Genomic DNA, 2,636 nt, shown 5'->3' on the forward strand with positions numbered 1-2,636 from the left:
TTGGGCGGCCGAGCAGCCCTCTGAATTGAGGGCTTTCGGCCCTGCTATGACGGCGGCCGCCGCGCCAGGCTCATCCCGGCCAGTGCCAACACTGAAGTCTAGGGCTTCTGGGCACCGGTGAGGGAGGTGACGGGCGATGGGGACCGTGCTGTGGATCATCGCGGCGACCCTCTGCGTGGCGCTGTGTGCCTACGGCATCACCACGGCGATCCGCCGCTCAAGGGACCGCCGCGAGCAGGGTGCCTCCGCACCGACGCGGCACTAGCCCTGCTCTGGTCGCTTCCGCCGCGTCCCCGGATGCGGCGGGAGCGAGCCCAGAGGGCTGCCGGTGGTCAGCTGTCGGCCTGACTGAGATCGGCGGCTGGCAGGGAGGGGAACAGGCTGGGGACGCTGGCCTCGGCGACCCGCCAGCGGCGCAGCTGATGCCACCCGAACGCGCCGACGCTCATGACCGTGACGACGGCGCCCACGGTGGCGCTGGCGGCCACCGGCACCCGGCCGCCACCGGCCGCGTTGGCGGCCAGGGCCACCCCCACCCCACCGATGATGCTGGTCACCACCGCCACCATGCTGGCGGCATGCGACAGCAGATGCCACCGGGAGTGCCTAGCCCCTGGGGCGGAAAGCCCCATAGCCGCCATGACACCTGTCGGGTCGTCAAAGCCGCACAACAGGAACCAGCGAGCCCCGTCCGGGTCCAGGTCCACGTAGTGGCGGCGGATGCGGTTGATCGCCCGGGCATAGAACAGGTCCTCGATGGCCGTCTGGACCAGCCGCAGGTAGGTCAGGACACCCAGCAGCACCAGCGCCGGCAGCAGCGCCAGCGCGAACAGGAAGAACGCCTGGCGGAGGTGGTCGACTTGGCCGATGAAGGCCAGCGCGACCACCGCGCTGGAGACGGTGGCAAGGTACAGCGCCGAGCGGCCGTTGCTGTCGGCGATGGTGGCCGAGCGGGCGGTCTGCAGCGTGAAGTGCTCGGTGGTCAGCGCCTGCAGCAGCTGCCGCTGGCGCTCGGGATCCTCCGAGGGGGCCTGCGGTGGGGTGGATGGCGCCGCCAGGGCAACCTGGGCTCCGGTGCCGACAGTGGCGGTCATGGTGGCTCCCTTCAAGGGTGTCAAAGCTCGGTTACACCTTCCTCAGGAGGCAGGCACCAGCGCCGACCGCGCAAGCTCGTCCAGGGCGCCGCGCACGCCCTGGGCGAACACCTCCACGTCGGGGCAGGTGGCCTGGTCGGCCATGGCGGTGAGGTTGAGCTGCCCGGCATAGGACAGCACCCCGACCGTGAGGGTCAGGTTGCCCAGGATCGGCGCCACCGGGAACAGCTCCAACAGCTGTGCCCCGGCCAGGTACAGCGGCACCGGCGGCCCCGGGACGTTGGTGACCGAGAGGTTCACGAACCGCTGGTGAGGCTGGAACCGGTAGGAGGCGCGCTGCACGACGGGCAAGCTCAGGATTCCCGACGCGCTTTGCGGACGGGCCTGCTGCTTGCGGGCGGCCGTCTCGCCGGCGATCAGCTCCAAGCGGCGGACCGGGTTGGGCTCGCCCAGCGGCAGCGGCACCACCATGTAGCCGATCTGGTTGCCGCGGGCCTGCCCGGGCTGCTCGTGGTGCAGCGAGATGGGCACCATCACCCGCAGCACCAGCCTGTCGATGTCCTCGCCGCGGCCGGCCAGGAGCTGGCGTAGGCCGCCGGCCACCGCCGCCAGGACCACGTCGTTGACCTTGGCGTGGTGGGCGTGGGCGTCCTGCTTGGCCACCTGCAGGCGGCTGCGCACGATGGCCAGCCGGCGCTCTGAGCCGATCCGGCGGTTGAGGCTGGTGCGGGGGGCACGCTCGGCGAAGAACTCCCGCAACGCGCCCTGTGAGGCCTCCCGCGGCCGGCTGGCATGGCCAAGGCGTGACAGGCCGCGACCGAGCCCCCGCAGGCGCCGGCGCAGGTTGTCGCCCAGCAACGCGCCCGCCGAGGGGATCGGGGCCGGCGTCCACGGCGCCGGGACCGGGGGCGGCGCATCGGCGTCCAGGTCCAGCAGCGCCCCGAAGACCGCCACCCCCGCCACCCCGTCGGCCAGGGTGTGATGGGCGCGCAGGAAGACGCCGACCTGCTGGTCGGGCAGGCTAGGCAGCAGCCAGAGCTGCCACAGCGGCCGGGTCGGATCCAGCCGCCGCTGATACAGCTGGGCGCAGGCTTGCAACAGCTGGGCCTCATCCCCCGGAGGGGCCAGCGGCTGGACCCGGACGTGGTCGGCCAGGTCAAAGAATTGGGCGTCGACCCACAGCGGCCAGCCTAACCCCAGTCGGGGCCGGTACAGCAGCTGCCGGAAGCGCGGGACCAGCTGCAGTCGCGGCTCGATGTGTCGGCGGATGTGGTCGATCCGGATGTGGCCGTCACCGTCCAGCAGCCGGGTGCCGTCGAGGGTGGCGAGGGCGCCGATGTCCTGCGACCAGCCGAAATCATCGGTCCACAGTGTGAAGAGGTCTTGTGCGGTCAGGCGGTCCATGTAGCGTGGTTCGGCCATGTCACCCACCCCCTCCTGTTCTCCCCGACCTCTTACCGCTGGGAGCTAGCGTGTGACAGAGGCGAAGGGCCCCTCCAAGCTGGGTCCTTTGGGGTAGGTGAGTGTCAGGGTCGGACGTCC

The 2,636-nt window shown here is 71.4% G+C and carries 3 protein-coding genes; 1 reads left to right on the top strand and 2 read right to left on the bottom strand.

Features of this window, described 5'->3' with window-relative positions; genetic code table 11:
- Nucleotides 1-136 precede the first annotated feature (136 nt).
- The gene (locus VF468_17715; GenBank protein HEX5880129.1) at nucleotides 137-265 is read left to right on the top strand and encodes a hypothetical protein; all 129 of its coding nucleotides are present in this window, start codon (nucleotides 137-139) and stop codon (nucleotides 263-265) included.
- A 67-nt stretch (nucleotides 266-332) separates the two neighbouring features.
- Here VF468_17715 and VF468_17720 read toward each other — a convergent pair whose 3' ends face one another.
- Together VF468_17720 and VF468_17725 are read right to left on the bottom strand one after the other, a co-directional pair.
- On the bottom strand, nucleotides 333-1,094 hold the full coding sequence (locus tag VF468_17720) for a hypothetical protein (protein ID HEX5880130.1): 762 nt from the start codon (nucleotides 1,092-1,094) through the stop codon (nucleotides 333-335).
- 42 nt (nucleotides 1,095-1,136) lie between these two features.
- Nucleotides 1,137-2,516, bottom strand: a complete 1,380-nt coding sequence (locus tag VF468_17725; protein HEX5880131.1) for a wax ester/triacylglycerol synthase family O-acyltransferase — start codon at nucleotides 2,514-2,516, stop codon at nucleotides 1,137-1,139.
- Nucleotides 2,517-2,636: the final 120 nt, after the last annotated feature.

This window comes from Actinomycetota bacterium, assembly GCA_036280995.1.
In the GTDB taxonomy this organism is placed as follows: Bacteria; Actinomycetota; CALGFH01; order CALGFH01; family CALGFH01; genus CALGFH01.